17 protein-coding genes are annotated in these 16,628 nt (G+C 54.4%); 9 read left to right on the forward strand and 8 right to left on the reverse strand.

Going from position 1 to position 16,628, the window contains the following annotated elements:
• Positions 1–1,223: 1,223 nt before the first annotated feature.
• A complete protein-coding gene (locus M2Q46_RS16510; RefSeq protein WP_226349789.1) occupies positions 1,224–2,018 on the forward strand; it encodes a uracil-DNA glycosylase in 795 nt (264 codons plus the stop codon).
• 30 nt (positions 2,019–2,048) lie between these two features.
• Positions 2,049–2,402: a hypothetical protein gene (locus M2Q46_RS16515; protein WP_302357654.1), complete on the forward strand. Its 354-nt coding sequence runs from the start codon at positions 2,049–2,051 to the stop codon at positions 2,400–2,402.
• A gap of 216 nt (positions 2,403–2,618) precedes the next feature.
• Here M2Q46_RS16515 and lipA read toward each other — a convergent pair whose 3' ends face one another.
• The gene (gene lipA, locus M2Q46_RS16520) at positions 2,619–3,623 is read right to left on the reverse strand and encodes a lipoyl synthase (protein WP_021447088.1); all 1,005 of its coding nucleotides are present in this window, start codon (positions 3,621–3,623) and stop codon (positions 2,619–2,621) included.
• Positions 3,624–3,822: 199 nt separating this feature from the next.
• Here lipA and M2Q46_RS16525 point away from each other — a divergent pair, with 199 nt between their 5' ends.
• Entirely contained in the window at positions 3,823–4,614 is a 792-nt protein-coding gene (locus tag M2Q46_RS16525; protein WP_302357655.1) for an enoyl-CoA hydratase, read from the forward strand.
• A gap of 72 nt (positions 4,615–4,686) precedes the next feature.
• Here M2Q46_RS16525 and lipB read toward each other — a convergent pair whose 3' ends face one another.
• From lipB to M2Q46_RS16550, 5 genes are all read right to left on the reverse strand, one after another.
• Positions 4,687–5,349 carry a lipoyl(octanoyl) transferase LipB gene (lipB, locus tag M2Q46_RS16530; protein WP_302357656.1) on the reverse strand — a complete coding sequence of 221 codons (663 nt, stop codon included), beginning with the start codon at positions 5,347–5,349 and terminating at the stop codon, positions 4,687–4,689.
• Between the two features lie 18 nt (positions 5,350–5,367).
• Positions 5,368–5,640: a DUF493 family protein gene (locus M2Q46_RS16535; protein ID WP_009460108.1), complete on the reverse strand. Its 273-nt coding sequence runs from the start codon at positions 5,638–5,640 to the stop codon at positions 5,368–5,370.
• On the reverse strand, positions 5,637–6,509 hold the full coding sequence (locus tag M2Q46_RS16540) for a D-amino acid aminotransferase (protein ID WP_302357657.1): 873 nt from the start codon (positions 6,507–6,509) through the stop codon (positions 5,637–5,639). Before M2Q46_RS16540 ends, M2Q46_RS16535 begins: the two co-directional genes overlap by 4 nt.
• A 24-nt stretch (positions 6,510–6,533) precedes the next feature.
• Complete coding sequence (locus M2Q46_RS16545; protein ID WP_035268521.1) at positions 6,534–7,763, reverse strand: D-alanyl-D-alanine carboxypeptidase family protein; 1,230 nt, start codon at positions 7,761–7,763, stop codon at positions 6,534–6,536.
• A gap of 125 nt (positions 7,764–7,888) precedes the next feature.
• Positions 7,889–8,539, reverse strand: coding sequence for an alpha/beta hydrolase (locus M2Q46_RS16550; RefSeq protein ID WP_302357658.1), 651 nt, complete (start codon positions 8,537–8,539; stop codon positions 7,889–7,891).
• Positions 8,540–8,596: 57 nt separating this feature from the next.
• Here M2Q46_RS16550 and M2Q46_RS16555 point away from each other — a divergent pair, with 57 nt between their 5' ends.
• The 4 genes from M2Q46_RS16555 (at position 8,597) to M2Q46_RS16570 (ending at position 11,979) form a co-directional block, all read left to right on the forward strand.
• Positions 8,597–9,466: a biotin--[acetyl-CoA-carboxylase] ligase gene (locus tag M2Q46_RS16555; protein ID WP_009460113.1), complete on the forward strand. Its 870-nt coding sequence runs from the start codon at positions 8,597–8,599 to the stop codon at positions 9,464–9,466.
• A 38-nt stretch (positions 9,467–9,504) separates the two neighbouring features.
• Positions 9,505–10,341: a type III pantothenate kinase gene (locus M2Q46_RS16560; RefSeq protein WP_302357659.1), complete on the forward strand. Its 837-nt coding sequence runs from the start codon at positions 9,505–9,507 to the stop codon at positions 10,339–10,341.
• Positions 10,342–10,684: 343 nt separating this feature from the next.
• Positions 10,685–11,515 carry a UTP--glucose-1-phosphate uridylyltransferase GalU gene (gene galU, locus M2Q46_RS16565; RefSeq protein ID WP_035268525.1) on the forward strand — a complete coding sequence of 277 codons (831 nt, stop codon included), beginning with the start codon at positions 10,685–10,687 and terminating at the stop codon, positions 11,513–11,515.
• Between the two features lie 254 nt (positions 11,516–11,769).
• Positions 11,770–11,979 carry a cold-shock protein gene (locus M2Q46_RS16570; RefSeq protein WP_026483779.1) on the forward strand — a complete coding sequence of 70 codons (210 nt, stop codon included), beginning with the start codon at positions 11,770–11,772 and terminating at the stop codon, positions 11,977–11,979.
• Between the two features lie 155 nt (positions 11,980–12,134).
• On the opposite strand, the gene M2Q46_RS16575 is transcribed toward M2Q46_RS16570, so the two are convergent.
• A complete protein-coding gene (locus tag M2Q46_RS16575) occupies positions 12,135–13,460 on the reverse strand; it encodes a 3-deoxy-D-manno-octulosonic acid transferase (protein ID WP_083055277.1) in 1,326 nt (441 codons plus the stop codon).
• A gap of 186 nt (positions 13,461–13,646) precedes the next feature.
• The gene (waaC, locus tag M2Q46_RS16580) at positions 13,647–14,648 is read right to left on the reverse strand and encodes a lipopolysaccharide heptosyltransferase I (protein ID WP_247966124.1); all 1,002 of its coding nucleotides are present in this window, start codon (positions 14,646–14,648) and stop codon (positions 13,647–13,649) included.
• Positions 14,649–14,772: 124 nt separating this feature from the next.
• Between waaC and M2Q46_RS16585 the strand changes: the two genes are divergently transcribed.
• Both M2Q46_RS16585 and M2Q46_RS16590 read left to right on the forward strand, forming a co-directional pair.
• Positions 14,773–15,672, forward strand: a complete 900-nt coding sequence (locus M2Q46_RS16585) for a LysR family transcriptional regulator (protein ID WP_009460118.1) — start codon at positions 14,773–14,775, stop codon at positions 15,670–15,672.
• A 98-nt stretch (positions 15,673–15,770) separates the two neighbouring features.
• Positions 15,771–16,574, forward strand: coding sequence for a putative hydro-lyase (locus M2Q46_RS16590; protein WP_026483783.1), 804 nt, complete (start codon positions 15,771–15,773; stop codon positions 16,572–16,574).
• The last annotated feature ends 54 nt before the right edge of the window (positions 16,575–16,628 follow it).

Genomic DNA, 16,628 nt, shown 5'->3' on the forward strand with positions numbered 1-16,628 from the left:
CGTTTGTGAGCACTTGATACAAACTTGTGGCGATCCCCGAAGGGTTCGACTCGCTCATTCCAAGCGCCCACACTTATCGGCTGTTAATTGTTAAAGAGCAGTGACAGTTGCCTGTCGTTCTACTGACTAACCCGGCTGGCTCGTCGCGCTTGGCGCTTCGTGCCTTGCTGTGTTAGCAGCAGAGAAACGAGATTATGAAGCAGATCAGGCAGTGTGTCAAGCGTTTTTTTGAAGAAGTTAGAAAGTTTCAAAACCGTCCAACTTGTCCCGCTTCAACCAGAACTTTCGTTCTGTCCTACCTAGCGAACAATCAACCGTGAGGCTAACCATCCAACTTCACAAACAAGGGTAAATTCTCAAAACCGTTTCAACCTGCAAAACCGCTTAAAAACTTAACATTGCGTTCTCTGGAGCAGAACCTAGAACTTTAACACAGAATTTTCTGATTTGTCAAGCTCCGGGTTTTACACCCTGTCAGTTTCCTGACCAGTCATTCAAACTTCGGTGCGGGCCTCTTGGCCAAGGCGGTGAAACTTGTCTAACTGCTCTCTGCGGCGCTTTGAGGGAAAACCCTGTGTGCTGCAGCGAGAAAAGAACTATAGCACGAGGATTTTCCGCTTTGCAAGTTTTTTACCTGAATATTTCATGTAAAAGAGGCGGTTTACAGTAGCTTTCCACTTAGATCATTGTTATATATGATAAAACTTAAATGAAACTAAATGATACTAAAATGACTATATCTCGTTCATAGCTGGAGAGACACCAGAACTGGCAGATGAAACGCCAGGATGCCCCATCGCAGAACAGGTCGATTCCAGGCTTTTTCTCTCCAGCTCAGCATCGATTCTCTTGTTTCACGCTGAATTCCCGCCCCAAACGTATTTTCGCGGACAGACAGACAGACAGACAGACAGACAGACAGACAGACAGACAGACAGACAGACAGACAGACAGACAGACAGACAGAAAAGATAAGAATGCAGTTGCGATCCTGGGGAAGACTGCACAAAGACCCGGCTATCACCATGGGCCGCTAATCTAGAACCTGGTCTACAACACTCTATATATAGAGCGCCGGTCATCCCTCTATATATAGAGGCATACCAATCGCCCTACTTTTGACCCACAAACCCCTCTCTATATAGAGACACCCCATCCAGGCAGATAGGTAAGCCACATCTCCCCTATTACAATAGGCGGACAAATAACTCTGTATGCAGACTATGGCCCGCTCATCTTCTCAAGCCCCTGCGGCACAGCTCAGCCTGATTGGCGAAGAAATACTCTCCGGCAATCTCCTGACCGAGAACATCCTGACGCAAGCTGCCCGCCTTCCCAGCGACTGGCGTGCCACATTGGATCGCCCGGAACTGCAAGACATACTGGCAACTCTGGCCAAGTGGTTGGACAAGGAGTGCCAGGATGGTGCCTCTATTTACCCGGCCGCCCCTTTCCGCGCACTGGAACTGCTGCCATTGCAAAAAGTCAGCGTAGTGATTCTGGGCCAGGATCCTTATCACGGGCCCAATCAGGCGCAGGGATTGTCATTTTCCGTACCTGACACTTGCCCGGCCCCACCCAGTCTGCGCAATATCTTTAAAGAGCTGGAGCTGGAATATCCCGACACCACCTTGCCAAGCAGTCATGATCTGAGCAACTGGGGTCGACAAGGAGTCTTGCTATTGAATACATCGCTGACTGTAGAAGATGGTTTGCCTGCCTCTCACGCCAAGAAAGGTTGGGAGCAGATTACTGACTCCCTGCTGATGAACCTGGCCCAGCAGACTACACGCCCTATTGTTTATATGTTGTGGGGTGCTCACGCCCAAGCCAAAGAAGCACTGATTCAGCAGCACTCCCAGCATCCTTACCTGATTTTGAAGGCCAATCACCCTTCCCCCTTGGCTGCTCGCCGCCCCCCTGTTCCTTTTATTGGCTGTGGTCATTTCCAGCAAGCCAATGAGTGGCTCAAAGAGCAAGGCGTCACTCCCATACAATGGTTTGCCACCGGCGCTTGACCATCCGTTCCCCTTACCTGATCCAGAACCATGCCTTTAAGCCCTGCCAATCCAGAATTAAGCTCTCAAGAACAACATGCTCTTTGGTCGAACGAACTGCTCGAACAATATGGCTGGCAATTTCAGGGAGAAACGCCATTTGCCGTCCCCTTAAGCAGCCTGCCCTTGCTGGATGAATTGTTCAAGTTTGTGAACGAGACCATCAAGGACTCTTTTGATCGCTCTTTATTCTGCTGGACTGATCTTAAACAAGACAGCAAAGGTCTGACGGCCTGGTATCTGGGCGTCGAAGATTACGACGAAGTGCTGGAGCCTTATATAGAGAGCTTGTCTGCCAAGGCCCTGGCCCAGAGTGATGCAGTAGAAAGTCCACCGTCCGAATAAAAAGACACCGGCAAGCATTGATACAGGCAGTCAGGGATACATGCCCCAAAAACCGCTAACGACTCTCCGGCTTGCTGGCTGCCCTGGAACCTGTAAAAAAAACAGGCAGACGCGGATCAACAACACCGGAAAACCCGGAAGTCATAAAAAAACCCGGCGCCAAGGCCGGGTTCTTCAAATAAAAGCCAAGTCTTACAAAGACCTGTTCTCTTATCTTTAAGGTTGCACACCTGCTGCGTGCGCCTGCTGGTCTGCGTGATAGGACGAACGCACCATGGCACCAACCGCCGCATGGGTAAAGCCCATTGCATAGGCCTCGCGCTCAAACATCAAGAATTCATCAGGCGTCACGTAGCGCATCACGGGCAAGTGGTGGCCGGATGGCTGCAAATACTGGCCAATGGTCAGCATATCAATATCGTGAGCACGCATATCGCGCATCACTTCCAGAATCTCTTCGTTGGTCTCACCCAAGCCAACCATCAAACCAGATTTGGTTGGAATGTTTGGATGCAACTTCTTGAACTCTTGCAGCAGTTTCAAGGAGTGGTGGTAATCCGAACCAGGACGCGCCTGCTTGTACAAGCGAGGTACCGTTTCCAGGTTGTGGTTCATCACATCTGGAGGGCAGGCATTCAGGATGCCCAACGCACGGTCCAGACGTGCACGGAAGTCCGGCACCAGCACTTCAATGGTCGTAGTTGGCGAATGCTCGCGCACCTGACGGATACATTCCACAAAGTGGGCAGCGCCACCATCACGCAAATCGTCACGGTCTACGGAGGTAATAACCACGTAGGACAATTTCATGGCACCAATGGCCTTGGCCAGGTTGGCGGGTTCATTCTCGTCCAGCGGGTCAGGACGGCCATGGCCCACATCACAGAATGGGCAACGACGTGTGCACTTGTCGCCCATGATCATGAAGGTGGCCGTGCCCTTGCCAAAACACTCCCCGATATTGGGACAGGAGGCTTCTTCGCACACCGAGAACAGCTTGTGCTCGCGCAGAGTTTCCTTGATCTCGTAGAAACGGGAGTTCGGTGCAGCCGCCTTCACCCGAATCCAATCAGGCTTTTTCAAACGCTCTGCCTGCACGACCTTAATGGGAATGCGCGAGGTCTTGGCCTCGGCCTTCTGCTTTTGCGTTGCGTCGTATTCGACAACGCGAGGGCGCACAGTAGGTTTGGAATCGACGGACGTATCTGTAGGGGTGGTCATAGGCGTCTAAATAGAAAAACAGCGTGCGGGCAACATCACTAAACGATGGGCGCAGTGGTCAATTGTAGCCCCTTCGCTTTACAAGCGCCTAGAACAAGGGCGATAGTTTGTACCAGACCCCTCTAATATAGAGGCCGACTTAACGATGCAGCAACACCCGAAAATAAAACCTGCACATACTATAAGTACGGAGACTTGCATGTCACAAGAGCACCTCGCCGATCCCGTCCTGCTGGAACAGCATCAGGGACTGGCCCGCATCACCTTGAACCGGCCCGCCAAGTACAACGCGCTGTCTGAAGAAGTGTTGGACTCTTTACAACACATTCTGGACAAGCTGGCCCAGGACCCCAGCTTGCAGTGCGTCATCATTCAGGCGGAAGGCAAGGCCTTTTGTGCCGGGCACGATCTGAAACAGATGCGCTCCAAACCTGAACATGACTACTACCGGGATCTGTTCAGCCGCTGCAGCCGGGTCATGCAAGCTGTGCTAGCCTTGCCCGTGCCGGTGATTGCTCGTGTGCAAGGGCTGGCCACCGCAGCGGGCTGTCAGCTGGTTGCTACCTGCGATATGGCTGTTGCCACCGAGTCCACTCGCTTTGCAGTATCCGGCATTAATGTTGGCCTGTTCTGCTCCACCCCTGCTGTTGCCCTGTCACGCTGCGTGCCCCCAAAAGCCGCCATGGAAATGTTGATGACGGGCGAATTCATCAGCGCCCAACGAGCTCAAGAGCTGGGGCTGATCAATTACGCGGTAGCCGAAGACCAGCTGGATCAAACCGTACAGAAACTGGCCGACAGCATCATGGCCAAGAGTCCGGTTGCCGTCCGTGCGGGCAAAGCCATGTTCTACCGCCAGCGCAGCCTGGCTATTGAACAAGCCTACGACTACGCCGGTCAGGTCATGGCTGACAATATGATGAGCAATGATGCCTGCGAAGGTATTGATGCTTTTATCGAGAAACGCGCGCCGCACTGGAGCGGAACCTGAGGCGGCACTTGACGAATAAATAACAATATAAAGATGAGCGCCGCCACATGCGGCGCTTTATCGCTGCGCTATTTAAGCTACCGCTGCCTGTAGGCGCAGAGCCATCGCTTGCGATAGATAATTAGACAAATACTGTGCAACCTCGTCCATGGGGACCACGACGCCTTGCGAACGCATATCCGTTGTTTGCAGCCCTTCATAGCCACAGGGATTGATGCCGCTAAATGGGCTTAGATCCATGCCTATATTCAAGGCCAGTCCATGGTAAGAGCGGCCATTGCGAATCTTGATCCCCAATGCGGAAATCTTGGCCAACTCCTGCCTTGCCACCCCTTGCGGTACATAGACACCCGGTGCCCCCGGCTTGCAGCAAGCCCCTTCGACACCAAAATGCGTCAGACAGGCAATAACAGCCTCTTCCAAAAGGCGTACGTATTCTTTGACGTATAAGCCTACCCGGCGCAGATCAAACAGGCAGTACACCATTAACTGCCCAGGGCCGTGATAGGTAATCTGCCCGCCCCGGTCGGTTTGCACCACGGGGATGCCACCGGGATTCAGTAGATGTTCCGGCTTGCCGGCCTGTCCTTGCGTATAGACAGGCGTGTGCTCGACAAGCCAGATTTCATCAGGAGTCTCCGGCTCGCGCTGCTCGGTAAAGTCGCGCATTGCCTGCCAGATAGGTTCATAGGCGCTAGGCCGCTCAAACCACTTGATACGAACTGAGTCGGACATGAACGCCTGATCCCTGCTTTACATCACCACACGCACCAGATGATGCGCATGCAGGGCACGGTAAAGATTATCCAGTTGCTCACGCGAAACAGCGCGCACCGTGAAAGTCAGGCCCGTGTAGTTGCCTGCCTTGCTGGGACGCACCTCGATAGTGGCAGCGTCAAAGCCTGGATCATGTTCCAGCACGATAGCCAGCAATTCGTCTTGCAGGGTTTCGTGAGTCTGGCCCATGACTTTGATAGGAAAGTCACTGGGGTATTCGATCAACGATTCTTCGGGGGAAATTGTCATGCTTGCTCCGCAGCCTTGATGGCCTCGTCATAGCCTTCACGTAATTTGGCAAAGACAGGGCCGGGTCGTCCGTCGCCGACGGGCTGACCGTTAAATACAACGATGGGCAGCACCTCTTTGGTGGCTGACGTCATCATAATTTCATCGGCAGTGTCGACCTCTTCACGAGAGATCTGACGCGCCTGAAAAGCTATACCCGCCTGGGCGGCCAGCTCCTCCATCAAACTGTAGCGAATCCCTTCCAGGATCAAATTGTTGCGCATGGGTGCCAGCAAAGTACCGTCGCGCACAATCCAGATATTGCAGGAGGCCCCTTCGGTCAGAAAACTGTCTCTGAACTGAATGACCTCATCCACGCCGGCTTCAAGAGCCTGTTGCTTGGCCAAAACATTGCCCAGCAAGGAAATGGATTTTATATCGCAACGCAGCCAACGCTCATCTTCAATGGCCACCGCCTTCAAACCCGTTTCGCGCTCTTGCTGCACTCGCTTGAAGGGCGAGACCATGATGAAGATGCTGGGCGGCACATTGCTGGGGAAGGCGTGGTCGCGCTTGGCAACACCGCGGGTTACCTGAATGTAGACCATGCAGTCGGCACCCCGGCCCGAACGGGCCAGCATATCCAGCACCAGCTTTTCCCATTCACGGCGAGTGAAAGGGTTGGTGATGCCCACTTTTGCCAGACTGCGCTCCAAGCGCCCCAGGTGCCCATCAATACGAAAAGGTTTCCCGTGATAAGCAGGCACGACATCGTAAATGCCGTCGCCAAAGATAAAGCCACGATCCAGTACCGAGATCTTCGCTTCACCCAAGCGCACGAAGTCGCCGTTCAAATAAACAATGCTGTCGGGGTCAATGCCTGCAATCATAGGATTTAGCCTCGCACCAAGGAATTACTCAAACATCAAGCGCACTTTGTCGGCCATACGACCAAAAAAGCCGGCCTCGGGCACATCTTGCAGCACCAGCAAAGGCTGCTCTGCCAAAACCTTGCCATCCAGGGACAAAGTCAGTGTACCGACCTTGTCACCCTTGCTCAACGGAGCCAGCAAAGGCTGGGTATAGTTGGCAACAGGCTTGATTTCCGAGGACTTGCCACGAGGAACCGTCAACCACAAGGCTCCTTCTGTACCCAGGCCTACATTCTCGACCTCACCTTCCCAAACGCGGGCGGTGACAGCAGGATTGCTGGCGTCGTACAGTTTGACCGTTTCAAAGTTCTGGAAGCTCCAGTTCAGAAGCTTCAGGCTGTTTTCTGTACGGGCGGCGTCATTTGCCGTGCCCACCACAACCGACACTACGCGACGGCCATCGCGCAAGGCGGTCGACACCAGGCAGTAACCGGCCGATTGGGTGTGGCCGGTTTTCAGACCATCAACTGTATTGTCCAGCCACAGCAGGCGGTTACGGTTGGGCTGCTTGATATTGTTGTAGGTGTACTCTTTTTGGCTGTAGTAGTGCAGATACTGGGGGAAGCGGGCAACCAGTGCCGCGGACAACACGCCCAGATCACGTACCGAGGTCAGATGCTCGGGATCAGGCAAGCCGGTGGAGTTCTTGAAATGCGTAGCCGTCAAACCCAGCTTGGCGGCTTCTTCGTTCATCAAGGCGGCAAAAGCACCCTCGCTACCCGCAACGGCTTCGGCCAAGGCAACAGAGGCATCATTGCCCGATTGCACGATCACACCTTGCAGCAGATCATTCACGGCCACTTGCGAATTAACTTTCACGAACATGCGCGAACCTTCGGTGCGCCATGCCTTGTCCGAAATCACAACGGTCTGATCCAGCTTCAGGCGACCGGATTCCAGAGCATCAAAGACCAGATAGGCCGTCATCAGCTTGGTCAGGGAGGCAGGCTCGACCTGTTCGTTCAGCCCTTCTGCCGCGATGATCTGGCCACTATTAACGTCCATGGACAACCAGGCACGGGCCGTCAGGCTAGGTGCGGGTACAACGGACAAATCACCTGGCAAGGCAGGCGTCTGAGCGCCAAGCACTTGAGCCGATTCTGTCGGGGTAGGGGTTTGAGTCTGTGCCTGAGCCACCATAGGCAGCGCCAGGGCAAGAGCCACCACACAACGAGAGAGGACTGGAGATGCAAATTTTTGAATAGAAGTCATGGAAAAAATCGATTGCTTTGACAGTGGCGGAAAGAACCCATTATGGCAGAGCCATCTGGGCCTGTGAGGGGCAAGGCCCCTGAGTCTGAACAGGAAAACGCAACGATTTGAAAGCAAAACCCGGCTTAGGTTCCAAGCCCGGCCAAATGACGGCTGACCAACTCACGCAGCTGAATCAGCTTGCCATGAAAAAAGTGGCCGGCCTCGGGCAGCACAACCATGGGCAACTGATGCTCACGCGCAAAGTCCATGCCTTCCGACAAGGGAACGACATCGTCGGTTTCACCATGCACTAGCAAGGTATCGGCAGGAGGGCTGACATCCCGGAAGCGGAAACGATTGACCGCAGTACCAGTCAGGATGAAGGCGCCGGGCAAAGGTGCCTGGGCTTCCTGCAGGCTGGCATACACTTGAGCAGCGACTGCAGTGCCAAATGAAAACCCGGCCAACATGGATGGGCCGGAACTCCACTGCGGGAAATGTGATGGGAATTGCTCAATCAAAGCCAGCATATCGGCAGTTTCGCCGCGGCTGCTATCGAACTCCCCGGCAGACTTTCCGACACCACGGAAATCCGGGCGTACTGCCAGCAAACCATGTTGAGTGGCACTGCGCGACAAGGTTGTCACCACTTTGTTGTTACGTGCCCCACCATGCAAAGGGTGAGGATGCAGCAACAAGGCCCAACCCTTGAGCTCGCCCGCTGGCCAGTCCAGAGCACAGTCAATAACACCGGCCTGGCCGGAAAATTGGATTGTATCTACGCGTTCAGACATGCTCAGATCAAATATCACATAAGATTACGTTTAACTCATCCAGTGTACCGGATTGTCATGAATACCTCTTCTGCATTCACCCTACCCAGCCCGCGCGATATGGTGGCAGAGCTGCGTACGCGCTTGCCACATTTTCCCCAGATACGCTGGGTAGACTCGACCGAATCGACCAACGCCGATTTGCTTGCCCTGGCTCGTCAGGAATCCGGGCCGCGTGTGCGTCCCTGGTTGCTGGGCGCACATCTGCAAAGTCGTGGTCGTGGGCGTGCCGGACGCACATGGGAAAACAGCGTCGGTGCAAACCTGATGTTTTCCTGTGCCTTTGATATTTTTCTGCCTGCGCGGCAGCTGCCTACTCTTTCGCCGCTGTCCGGTCTGGCAACGACGGAAGCGCTGCGCCAGTTTCTGGAACCGGCAGTGCGTAATCGTCTGGCCATGAAATGGCCGAATGACGTGCTATGGGATCAGGCCAAGCTGTCCGGCATTCTGGTTGAGGCGACCCGCGCCAGTGCAGCGCCCAGCTCCAGTGACCATCATGTGGTGATTATCGGCATAGGCCTGAACCTGCGTGAAGCAGAGACCATCAGCCAGAACACGCAACGCGCCATTGCAGACTGGACCAGCATTGCTGAACACTCCCAGCAAGCGTCTCTGGCACGCTGTTCGGACCTTGTGGCCAAAGTCGCGCAAAGCCTGTACCTGAGCCTGAATCATGTCACAGCCCACGGTTTTGCTGATCTGCCTACACGCTACGCGCAAGTTGACGCGCTAATTGGCCAGCAAGTCCATATCATTGACAATGGCCAAGTCCTGCATACAGGCATCGTGACGGGCATCAATACCTCGGGGCAATTATTATTGCGCCACCCCGATGGTTCCGAACGCGCGGTCACAGTGGGCGAAGTTTCCGTTCGCGCTCACCGCTGATCGCTATACTGCACTCTTTTTAGCTCTGACGATCCGGCATGACCCTGCTCATCGACTCTGGCAACACCCGTATCAAACTAGGGTGGTGTCATCCTTTAAGCGGCGCGCGCGAAAGCCAGCCGGTTAGCGTGCATGCCGACCAATTGGATCAATTGGCGGTTTGGCTGGAGGCAAGCCAGGCCCCGCTGCAGGAATTCGCCCAACAAAAAGGTGTACAAGCACTAGGAGTGAATGTGGCCGGGCCACAGGTCCAAGCGCAAATTGATGCGGCCGTCAGCCGTCTGGGCTTGGGCCCGGTACGCTGGTTGCAGGCCCAAGAGCAGGCTTTTGGGCTGCACAACGATTATGAACAGGCGGGCCAATTGGGTGCCGACCGCTGGGCTTCCTTATTAGGCTTAAGCGATTTGCTAACCCAGGAATACCCGGTCGACCAAGGCGCCTTGCTGATCAGCTTTGGTACTGCTACCACGATTGACTTGCTGGGACCTGCACAAAATGGAGTGCGTCACTTTTTAGGTGGCTCCATTCTGCCCGGTCCCAGCTTGATGCTGGCTTCACTCAAGCAAAATACGGCGCAGCTCCCTGAGGCGCATGGGCAAACTGCGGCGTTCCCACGCAATACTCAAGAAGCTATCAGTACCGGGGTTGCTGCCGCACAGGCCGGAGCCGTGTTGCGACAATGGGAGAAAGGCCGTCAGTATCTGGGACACAGCCCATTGGTCTTTTTGGCGGGCGGTGGCCGCGCACTGGCGCAGCAAGAACTGTTAGAACAATTAAGTCATCATTGCCGTTTGCTCAATATAGAGCCCCCCCATCTACACGAGCTGGAAACTCCTGCCTTGCGGGGTCTGTCGCTGTTTGCGGCGCACCCGTAAGTCGATTCGAGCTTATAACCGTCCCTCTGCCCCCTCTTGCCTGTGAACTGCCGGTGACCCATAGATACGATTGGCATTAAAACGGATGAACTTAAACTCCCCTACCCGTACAATCTTGGGTTGAACTGTATTTTTCAGGGCATTTGCGATGCGACTGCTTTTCATACTGATCCTGGTGGCAAACCTGGCCTTGCTGGCTTTTGGACAAGGCTTTTTTGGCACGCCCCCCAGCGAACAAGGCCGTGAGCCTAGACAGTTTTCGCAGCGTAACCAAGATGCCATTCAACTTGGAACCCCGGCCCATCCGACGCCAGCTTCCCCTTGATCCTCGATTGACGACACTATGAAACCCATACGCAAAGCAGTTTTCCCCGTCGCCGGTCTAGGCACACGTTTTCTGCCCGCCACCAAGGCCATGCCCAAGGAAATGTTGCCAATTGTCGACAAACCACTGATTCAGTACGCTGTCGAAGAGGCTGTCGCCGCTGGAGTCACAGAACTGATCTTTATCACTGGCCGCAACAAGCGAGCCATTGAAGATCACTTTGACAGCATCCCGGAACTGGAACACGAACTGGAAGGCAAGAACAAGCTGGAGTTGCTGGATGCCGTTCAAAACATCATTCCCAGCCATGTCAGCTGTATTTACACCCGCCAGCCGCGCGCGCTGGGTCTGGGCCATGCCGTGCTGTGCGCTGCACCCATCGTGGGCAACGAGCCCTTCCTGGTCCTGCTGGCGGACGACCTGATCGACGCCACCACACCTGTATCGCGGCAACTGGTTGAGGCTGCGCATCAATACAACGGAAGTATTGTGGCAACTCAAAATGTAAATAGAAATGAAACAAATAAATATGGAATTGTTTCGGGTAATTTAGTCGACTCAAAAGCAACCCGACTTAATGGAATTGTTGAAAAGCCTGCACCCGAAGTAGCCCCTTCTACACAAGCCGTTGTAGGCCGTTATGTATTGGAAGCGGAAATATTTGACCACCTGCGACGCACTCAAGCAGGGGTAGGTGGAGAGATTCAATTAACGGATGGAATTGCCAGTCTTTTGGAAAGTCGTGCGGTATATGCATATGAATATGAAGGCACACGTTACGACTGTGGTAGCAAGTCCGGTTTCTTTCATGCTACGCTTGAATTTGGTCGTAAATACCACGGACTTTAACGAGGGGCGCAGAGGGGTCCGTTACGATAACAAGCTTGGTTGCAATTGTTGATCAAACACTGCCTTAAAACCACGCAGAGGGTCGATTTAGCTTGACTTACAGGTTAAATACCCCCTACGATTGGCGGTGCAGGATTTCAAGTTCGTCGAAGTTTGTTCAATACGGTATTGTTTCTAATACTCATTGCCCTGATTTTTACATCTTGACAATCTTTTTTGAGCAGATTGCTCGTCATTTTTAGGGAATGCAGGAAATGCAAACAGAAACCGGTATCGTGAAATGGTTCAATAACGAAAAAGGCTACGGCTTTATCTCCCCCGACAACGGTGGCAAAGATCTTTTCGTTCACCATTCCGACATCTTGGGCACGGGCTTTAAATCCTTGGAAGAAAACCAGCGCGTTTCGTACGTGTCGGCTGAAGGCCAAAAGGGTCCACAAGCTAAGAGCATCCAAAAACTGTAAATCGATCTCGATTAGTTTTTAGATCTCAAAAAAGCCCGCTAAATGCGGGCTTTTTTATTTAACTTGATTCAAATCAAGACGAGTTGTCCTCAAATCGCCACAAATTCCAAAACACGTAAAACTAAATACTTATTAGCTAATAAACAGCCACGTATTTAATCGCGGATTTGTGCCAATCCAGAAAGTACACGCTGCACTGCGCCCTCGTGCATTTGAACCCAATGCAAACCCGCATCAGCCATTTTGTGATGGCGTGCTGGATCATCTACTAGCTCCAGTGCCTGCTGCAACGCCAAGGCTGGCGTACCCGCACGTATCGCAGCGCCGGCCTGCATGGCATCTTGCATGGCTTGGGCAAAATTATGAGTATGCGGGCCCACAATCACAGGGACACCCACTGCGCAGGCCTCGATAAAGTTCTGCCCGCCCAAAGGCTGGAAGCTGCCCGCCACAATGGCGACTCGTGCCAGGCCGTAATACCAGTGCATTTCACCTAGGGTGTCGCCCAGCAGCACATCCACTTCACGACAAGCCTTGATCGCACTGGTGCTGGTATCGCCCTGCTCCAGCAACTCGCTACGCCGCACGGAACGCAAACCTAGCTGATTCAGATAATCTGCCGCTTCTTCAAACCGCTCCGGGTGACGTGGAATCACAACAAACAGGACTGGGCTATGCAGCTCGCTACCATGCTCTCGTTCACGGCGCAGGTAATGGGCAATGGCATCAATGAAATCGACATGCTCAGTCTCGCGCGTACTGGCGATCACCACCACACGCCGTCCCAAGTCACTGGCAAAGCCACGGCCACGTGCAATCTTGTCCTGTGGCAAAACTACATCAAACTTCAGATTCCCTGACACGCGCACGCCTTGTGCGCCCGCCAACTCCAGCCGCTGTGCATCAGCCAGGCTTTGTGCATAGATCAACTTGAAGGAGCGGTAGGCCTCTCGCATGACCGAACCTGCTTTCAGGCTGGTACGCAATGCACTTTCCGAGAACCGGGCACTGGCCAACATCATGGGAACACCTTGCCGGCGTGCCGCAGCCAACAGATTGGGCCACACCTCGCGTTCAATCAGCACCCCGGCACATGGCCGGTAATGGGCGAAAAAACGTCGTACCGAGCCCGGAAAGTCGTAGGGTAGCCATTGTTGCAGCAATTGCCCGCTGGCAATCTCAGCCGCAAACGCAGTCGCACCTTCTGTACGGCCCGTAACTGTCATATGGGTTAACAGGACCGTCTCACCCTGATCCAGCAAAGCACGAATCAAAGGCTGCGCCGCACGCGTTTCACCCAGGCTGACCGCATGCACCCACACCGGGGCTTTCCTGGGCGCAGGCAGCGAACCATAAAAACCAAAGCGGGGACCCGATAACACCTGCCATTCGCCACCAGCTCGACGGGCACGCAAGCCCATCCAGGCCATCAAGGCTGGAGCCAATATGCGAATAGAGGCGGTATAGAAGAATCGGTTCACCCGCTTAGCCTCAGTACGAAATCAGCAGCAGCCAAGCCACGCTCGGCGCTACCAGGAAGACGAATAGAAAATAATGTCAGGCAGACAAAGGGCCTGCACCCAGGCGGGGCTGCAGGCCCCTTAGCATCGCGTATTGTAAGCACAAAGCCGGCTGACAAAAAAAACGAATTGGCGATCAGACCCGAACTAGCCTTTTGGCGCGCCCAACAAGGCCGCCTCCGGCACTACTGTCCGCCCCAGCGCCTGATCGATGGCACAGAGCACCGTTTCCGCTGAAGGAGGATGCCCACGCTCGCCCAGGCTGGCGGTGTAGGCGGAACCTTCCAGGGGGGTACGCACTGGGGTCGAGGCTTTATAGATACCAATAGTAGGACGGCCCAAACCGGCTGACAAATGCGTCAGACCACTGTCCAGACCCACCATGACTTGCGCTCCAGCCAATTGCAAAGCGATAGGCGTCAAATCCATTCTTGGCATCACCTGAGCCTGGCTGCGACCAATAATCAGCGCCTCGGCACGGGCGGACTCGGCAGGGCTGCCCGCCAACAAGCGCAATGCCATCCCTTCCCCTTGCAGGCGATCAAAGACCTGTTGCCAGTTCTCCGGCTCCCAGAGCTTATCATCGCGGCTGGCCGACGGCATGATGATGGCGTAAGGATCCTCGTCCTTGGGGGCTTGCGCGGCCAAACCCTGCAAACCAAAATCAGGAGCGCCTTCAAACTGATAGCCAAAGGCAGACGCGGCCAAGCTGCGCTGACGGAACACAGCAGGCTGCCAGAAACCGACGCGATGACGCACATCGTAGAACAGCGAGGCCAGCGGTTCACGCGCCGACTTCCAATCCAGCCCATGACGACGGCCTTTAGTCTGCCGTACCAGCCAGATGGATTTCATCAGCGCCTGCATATCCAGCACAACATCGTATTGGCGTGATTGCAGTTGTTCGCGCAAGGCGGCGCGTTCCTGGCGTGTCTGGGCAGACCACCACTGTTTGCGCCAGCGCCGATGCGCCACCGGGATCACTTCATTTACTGCCGGATGCCAGCCCGGAATCTGAGCAAAGCTCTCTTCTACGAGCCAATCAATTTGTGCACCGGGCACATGGCGTGCAATGTCCGAGATTGCTGGCAGCATATGCACCAGATCTCCCAAAGAGGACGTACGCACAATCAGTATCTTGCAAGTCATGGGCGAATTATAGTGGTGGCCGCGTCCAATCAAACAAAGATGCAGAAAAATATCCGCCTGCTCTACTTATGCCCGCCAATTGCCATCAGGCATAATAAGACTGCCTATTTTCTGGACCGGAAACATGATTGATCTCAAACAGATCGAAGCCTTTGTATGGGTTGCCGAGCTTGGCGGTTTCCGGGCAGCTGCCGAAAAACTCAACACGACCCAACCGTCTATTTCTCAGCGTATCGCCGGACTGGAATCCAGTCTGGAGCTGCGCTTGTTTGATCGGGGTGCCCGGGGCATCAAGCTGACCGATAAAGGCCAGGAGTTGTTGTCGCACGCACAGCGCATGCTGGATCTGCGTACCGAGATGCTGCGCGCCGCCAAAGAGCAGAACGCCATCCGCGGCCTGCTGCGTCTGGGGGTGGCTGAAACCATTGTGCAGACCTGGCTGCATGAGCTGATCGACAAGCTGCATCAGGAATACCCGGCTTTGGTCATCGAGATTCATGTCGACACCACCAGCGTGCTGCGCCAGCAACTGGCCAGCTTCCAGATTGATATGGCCATGATTGTGGGCGTAGGCCAGGATCCCAAAGAACAATGCATTCGACTGTGCGCTTATCAGTTAGGCTGGGTCGCCAGTCCCGAATTGAAGTTGCATGGTCGTAAAGTCAGCGTTTCCGAGCTAGGGGTTTACCCTGTAATCACCTATCCATCCGGTAGCGTTCCCTACCTCGCCACACGCGAAGCTTTGCTGCGTGCCGGCGTCAAATCCCCACGTATTTTTGGCAGTGCATCGCTAAGCACAATCGTGCAAATGACGCGTCATGCCATGGGCCCCAGCGTGCTGGCTCCCGAGGTCATAAAAGACGAGCTTTCCGAGGGAAAACTGCGCCTTTTGAAGGTGGATCAACCCCTGCCGGCCATCGAATTTTTTGCCTGCTGGATGGATTCTCCGGACAGTCATATTGCCCGCGTCGTGGCCAATCACGCCCAAGAAATCGCCCAACAATACGTGCAGTCCGATAAGTAATCGTTATGGCCTAGGATTCAAACATACGATTGGACACAAATTATCTGATCGGTTGCAATCCGAGGCTGTGATCAACCCCCTTTGTGCGAGTGGTCATCATGAACCTGCAAACCCTGCCTGTGCTGGCGCCCGAGGCTGAAAAATGCCGCGAGCTGATCCGTCAAGAAACTCATACTGGTCCTACCGCAGGACTGGCCGCAGGCTATGTGCAGGCCAACCTGATGATTCTGCCCAAAGACTGGGCCGATGAGTTCCTGCTGTTTTGTCAGCGCAACCCCAAACCCTGCCCTTTATTGGCCGTGACGGAACCCGGTCAGTTTCAGGTGCCAACCTTGGGTGGCTCGATTGATCTGCGCACGGATTTCCCTCGTTACCGTGTCTGGCAGAACGGCGAGCTCAGCGCCGAGCCACTGAACATCGAAGATGTCTGGCGCGATGATCTGGTGTCCTTTCTGATTGGCTGCTCCTTCTCCTTTGAAGAAGCGCTGCTGGCCGACGGGATTGATGTGCGCCATATCAGCGCGGGTGTGAATGTGCCCATGTATCGCAGCTCTATCCAGACCCAGGGCACACAGCGCCTGTCTGGCCCGCTGGTGGTATCGATGCGCCCCATGCGTGCGGCCGATGCCATTCGTGCCATTCAGATCACCTCGCGCTTTCCGTCCGTGCACGGTGCCCCGGTTCATATCGGCGACCCGTCCCTGATTGGAATCAGCGACCTGCAACAACCCGACTATGGCGATGCAGTGCCAGTCGGCCCCGACGAATTACCCGTTTTCTGGGCTTGCGGCGTTACCCCTCAAGCCGTCGCCGCCCAGGCCAAGCCGCAGTTTTGTATCACGCATGCCCCTGGCCATATGTTGATTACCGATCTGCCCAACACACGGCTGGCCGCGCTTTAAGCAAGTTTTGACCGACACAAAACCGGTCACCCCTTTGGTTTCAATATGCAGCCC

The sequence above is a fragment of the Alcaligenes sp. YSL9 genome, assembly GCF_030515105.1.
Lineage (GTDB): Bacteria > Pseudomonadota > Gammaproteobacteria > Burkholderiales > Burkholderiaceae_B > Alcaligenes > Alcaligenes phenolicus.